The sequence below is a fragment of the Kineococcus sp. NPDC059986 genome (assembly GCF_040702905.1).
Lineage (GTDB): Bacteria > Actinomycetota > Actinomycetes > Actinomycetales > Kineococcaceae > Kineococcus.
This window is the reverse complement of the sequence record NZ_JBFBND010000070.1, coordinates 1-4,594: the sequence shown is the minus strand read 5'-3', so window position 1 is coordinate 4,594 and position 4,594 is coordinate 1. Positions and strand designations below refer to the sequence as shown.

The following is a 4,594-nucleotide window of genomic DNA, read 5'->3' as shown; positions in this document are numbered from 1 at the left end:
GCGCGGGCGGCGCCGCCGCCGAGGGCGTGGACGCCGGAGATGTCGCGGGCGGCGATGCCGGCGATCTTGGAGACGACGGTGTCGGCGATGGTCGTGCTGCCGTGCTCGCTGCCCAGGCCGGTGGCCGAGGAGTTCCGGGTGGTCGCACCGGGACGGGTGGTGCTCGTGGTCGCGTCGGACATGGGTTCCTCCTCCATCTCGTCCGGCCGCACCGTGCGACCGGACCGCTCACGTTCAGTGGGTTGGAGTCGGGACCCCCGTGAACCTCACGCCCTCAACAACGTGATGTGCGTCACAGTAGGGGGGTGGGGTGTTGACCGCCTCCCGTGATCCGTCCCCGCCGGGGTGACCGGCCCACCGCGCGGTCGGCTGCGACCTCCCGCAGCGCTGCGCGGAACGCCTGCACGGCAGGGCGACCACCCGCTCCGCGACGGACCCCGGTGAAGAGGCGGCGCGTCGGGTCCTCCGGCAGGTCCACCACCCGCAGTCGCGGGCGGCCCGCCAGGGCGAGTTCGGGGAGGAGGGCGACGGCGTGCCCCGTCTCGACGAGGTGGACGTGCAGCAGTGCGTCCGGGGTGCGGATGCGGACGTCGGGTTCGAAACCGGCCCGGCGGCAGCGGGCCAGCGCCCAGTCGCCGGGGTCGGTGCCCTGGGGTTCGAGGACCCAGGGCGCCGTCGACAGGTCCTCGATGCGCGAAGCCCCCGCCCAGGGGCCCGTCGCCGGGACGAGCAGGCGCAACCGGTCGTGGAGCAGGTCCTCCTCGTCGACCTCGGCCGGGCGGGGGTTCGGCCGGTCGGGGTACTCCTCACCCAGGACGAGGTCGACGTCGTGGGCGGCGAGCGCGGAGAACGCCGGCGCCGCCTCGCGGTGGTCGATGACGACCCGCAGGGCGGGGAAGCGTTCGGTCAGCAGCGTCAGGGTGCGCGGGACGAGGGCGAAGAGGACGGTCTGGAAGCTCGCGACGCGCAGCACACCCGTCACCTCCCCGGCCATCGCGGCCAGGTCGGTCTCGGCCTGCTCCAGCTGGGCGAGGACGAGGTCGGCGTGCTGGACCAGCACCCGGGCCGCCGGGGTGAGGACCACACCGCGCCCGACCCTCTCGAGCAGCGTCGTGCCCGCCTCCACCTCGAGCTGGGAGAGCTGCTGGGACACGGCGGACGGGCTGTACCCGAGGGCGGCGGCGACGGCGGCGAGGGTCCCGCGGCGGTCCAGTTCGCGCAGCAGCCGCAGTCGGTGGACGTCGAGCACGGTCCTCCTGTTCGTCAGCAGAACTGAACGGTACAGCGGAGAAACGTTCGCTGGACAGGAGTGTCCTGAGAGGCAGACTGGACGTGTGGGTCCCGTCCTCCTCGTCATCGGCTCGTGCACGTCGCTCCAGATCGGCGCCGCGCTCGCCGTCCACCTCTTCGCCCTCGGGGGGAGCACGGGGACCACGCTGCTGCGCCTGGGCCTCGCGGCGCTGGTGCTCCTGGCCGTCGTGCGGCCGCGGGTCCGGTCCTGGACGGGGCTGCAGTGGCGGGCCGCGTTGGCGTTGGGGCTGAGCCTCGGAGCGATGAACGGCTGCTTCTACGCCGCCATCTCGCGCATCGACCTCGGCACGGCCGTGACGATCGAGTTCCTGGGGCCGCTGACGCTCTCGGCGGTCCTGAGCCGCCGGGTGCGCGACCTGCTGTGGGTGGGGCTCGCCCTCGCCGGCGTCGTCGTCCTCGGCCTGACCGGTGAGCACCACGGCGGATCGCTGGACCCCGTCGGTGTCGTGTTCGCGCTCCTGGCCGGCGGGTGCTGGGCGGCGTACATCATGGCGAGCGCTCGCGTGGGGCGGCTCGTCCCGGGCCACGGCGGTCTGGCCGTCGCCACCGCGGTCGGTGCCCTCGTCCTCGTCCCGCTGGGGGCCGGCGGGGCTCTGCGCGCGGTGACGGCCCCCCACGGGCTGTGGCTGGCGCTGGGCACCGCGCTGCTCGCGAGCGTCATCCCCTACTCCCTGGAGCTCGCCGCGTTGCGCCGGCTGCCGCAACGCACCTTCGGCATCCTCCTGAGCCTCGAACCCGTCATCGCCTCCCTCGCCGGCTGGGCTCTGCTGGGGCAGCGGATGACGCTGCTCGGCGGGCTCGGGGTCGTCCTCGTCGTCCTCGCCTCCGCCGGGGCGACGGCCTCGGCCGGCAGGGAACGCCGGGGAACCGGACGGGGCCGCGAGCGGGTCGAGCTCACGACACCCGCCGGCTGAGGCGCCTCAGATCGACTGCCCGCCGGACAGTTCGATGCGCGTCCCGGAGGCCCAGGCCATCCCGTCCCCGACGAGCGCCGGCAGTGCCGCGCCGATGTCGTCGGGCAGCCCCACCCGGCCGAGCGCGGTGGCTGACGCAAGGGCCTCGTTGACGGCCGCGACGTCCCGCACGACGCCGCCGCCGAAGTCCGTCGCGATCGCCCCGGGCGCCAGCGTGTTCACGCGGATCCCGCGGTCGCCCAGTTCGGCGGCCTGGTACCGGGTGAGGACCTCGACGGCCCCCTTCGCGGCGGCGTAGGCGCCGTAGCCGGGGCCGGTGAAGCGGGTGAGTCCCGAGGAGACGTTGAGGACGCGGCTGCCGTCCGCCAGGAGCGGGAGCAGCAGCTGGGTCAGCAGGAACGGCGCGGTGACGTGCACGCGGAGCATCTCCGCCAGCTGCGCGGCGGTCGTCTCGACGTAGGGCGCGTGCACGCCGTACCCGGCGAAGTGGACGACGGCGCGCAGGTGCTCGGCCCCCGCGTCGCCGAGCACGGTCCGCACGCGGTCGGCGAAGACCTCGAAACCGGACGCGTCGGCGACGTCGAGCTGGAGCGCGGTACCGGGGACGCCGTGCCCGGTCACCTCGGCGACCATCGCCTCCGCCTCGGCGGCGTTGGACTGGTAGGTGCCGATGACCCCGTAGCCGGCGGCCGCGAGGTGGCGGGCGGCGCTGCGGCCCAGGCCGCGGCTGGCGCCGGTGACGAGGACGATCTGCTGGGGAGCCATGGTGTTCCTCCTGGTGTCGGGGTCTGCCACGCCATCGTCGGTCGGCACGCGGTTCCCCCGGGCGTACGGCGGATCCCCGGACGGGTTGTCCGGGGCTACCGGCGGCCGCCCTGGTCAGACTGGGGGCATGAGCACCGGAGACCGGCAGGCCCTCGCCGCCTTCCTGCGCCACCGCCGGGAGCAGCTGTCCCCAGCCGACGTGGGACTCGTCCCCGGCGGCCGGCGGCGAACTCCCGGACTCCGGCGCGACGAGGTCGCCGTGCTCGCCGCCGTCTCCACGGACCACTACGAGCGCATCGAGCAGGCCCGCGGTGCCCACCCGTCGGTGGAGGTGCTGGGCGCGGTGTGCCGCGCGTTGCGCCTGACCTTGGACGAACGCGACCACGTGCACCGCCTCGCCGGTCACGAACCGCCGGCGCGGCACCGGTCCCAGGGCTACGCCGACGCCGGACTCATGTGCGTGCTCGACGCCTTGGCGCCCCACGTCCCCGCCCTGGTCACCGACGACCTCAGCACCGTCGTGGCGCAGAACCCCCTCAACGTCGCGTTGCTGGGGCCGATCGCGGCGGAACGCGGGCTGCGCCGCGCGTTCGTGTACCGCTGGTTCACCGACCCCGACCTGCGCGGACGGTACGACCCCGCCCAGCACGAGCAGCTCGGGCGCGAGTACGTCGCCGACCTGCGCCTGACCAGCGGTGCCCGGCCCGGCGACGCCGACGTGCGCGCACTCGTCGGCGCCCTGGAGACGGCCAGCGAGGAGTTCCGCCGCCTCTGGGCGTTGCAGGAGGTCGCGATGCGGCGCACGACGCGCAAGGTGCTGCACCACCCGCAGGTCGGACGTCTCGACCTCGAGTGCGACGTCGTCGTCAGCCCGCCCTCCGGGCAGAGCCTCGTGCTGTTCCGGCCCGCGCCGGGGACCGGGACGGCAGAACGCATCGCGTTGCTCGGGGTGGTGGGTGTCCAGGACCTGACGCCGTCGGCCTGACCCTCCTCCTCCTCGTCGCCACGTCCCCTCACCCGGCACGGGCCCGGCGTTCGGGCAGGGTGGGGTGTCCCAGCACCGGCGGTGGTTCGCGCTGGTACCGGTGCCCGGTCCTGACCGTCAGCACGGTCCGGCCGCGGTCGTCGCTGCTGGTGCTGAAGCCCGGGAGGTCCTTGGTGTAGTTGCAGGACCGGCACAAGCCCTGCCCGTTCGTCACGCTCGTCCTGCCTCCCCGCGCCCAGGGGGTGACGTGGTCGATGTGGCGGATGGGGGCCTGGCACCAGGGGGTGGCGCAGACCTGGTCCCGCCGTCGCAGGTAGCGGGCGAGCGCGGGTGGGAAGAGGCGGGACTTCGCGTCCATCGCGACCAGGTCACCCGCAGCCGGTGAGGTGTCCGGGGCGGTGTACAGCCTGCGCACCCACGTCTGGTCCCGTTCGGCGGCGTCCAGGACCAGCTCCCGGGCTTGGCGGGCGGGTAGGGGTCCGCCGTCGATGCCCTCGCACCACACCCGCGCGGAGGTGCTCCCCCCGCGCAGGAGGGCGGCTTCGTCCATGACGAGTTCGAGGGTGACCGGGAGCGGGTCGGTGACGAGGTCGAGGCCGGTGACGCGGGCGAACAGGAC

6 protein-coding genes are annotated in these 4,594 nt (G+C 74.6%); 2 read left to right on the top strand and 4 right to left on the bottom strand.

The genetic code is table 11. From position 1 onward, the window contains the following. On the bottom strand, window positions 1–182 hold a 182-nt coding region (locus AB0637_RS24775; protein ID WP_366175447.1), incomplete at its 3' end, for an Asp23/Gls24 family envelope stress response protein. A 110-nt stretch (window positions 183–292) separates the two neighbouring features. Next, on the bottom strand, window positions 293–1,249 hold the full coding sequence (locus AB0637_RS24770; protein ID WP_366175446.1) for a LysR family transcriptional regulator: 957 nt from the start codon (window positions 1,247–1,249) through the stop codon (window positions 293–295). A gap of 85 nt (window positions 1,250–1,334) precedes the next feature. On the opposite strand from AB0637_RS24770, the gene AB0637_RS24765 reads away from it, so the two are divergent. Continuing rightward, window positions 1,335–2,225 carry an EamA family transporter gene (locus tag AB0637_RS24765; protein ID WP_366175445.1) on the top strand — a complete coding sequence of 297 codons (891 nt, stop codon included), beginning with the start codon at window positions 1,335–1,337 and terminating at the stop codon, window positions 2,223–2,225. 6 nt (window positions 2,226–2,231) lie between these two features. Here the strand turns inward: AB0637_RS24765 and AB0637_RS24760 are convergent, their stop codons facing one another. Further along, window positions 2,232–2,990 (bottom strand): SDR family oxidoreductase, encoded by a 759-nt coding sequence (locus AB0637_RS24760; RefSeq protein WP_366175444.1) that lies wholly within the window; start codon window positions 2,988–2,990, stop codon window positions 2,232–2,234. Between the two features lie 127 nt (window positions 2,991–3,117). Here AB0637_RS24760 and AB0637_RS24755 point away from each other — a divergent pair, with 127 nt between their 5' ends. Continuing rightward, window positions 3,118–3,975: a helix-turn-helix transcriptional regulator gene (locus tag AB0637_RS24755; protein WP_366175443.1), complete on the top strand. Its 858-nt coding sequence runs from the start codon at window positions 3,118–3,120 to the stop codon at window positions 3,973–3,975. Window positions 3,976–4,003: 28 nt separating this feature from the next. Here AB0637_RS24755 and AB0637_RS24750 read toward each other — a convergent pair. Beyond that, window positions 4,004–4,594 (bottom strand): HNH endonuclease signature motif containing protein (locus tag AB0637_RS24750; RefSeq protein WP_366175441.1); only part of this gene is annotated, 591 nt, incomplete at its 5' end.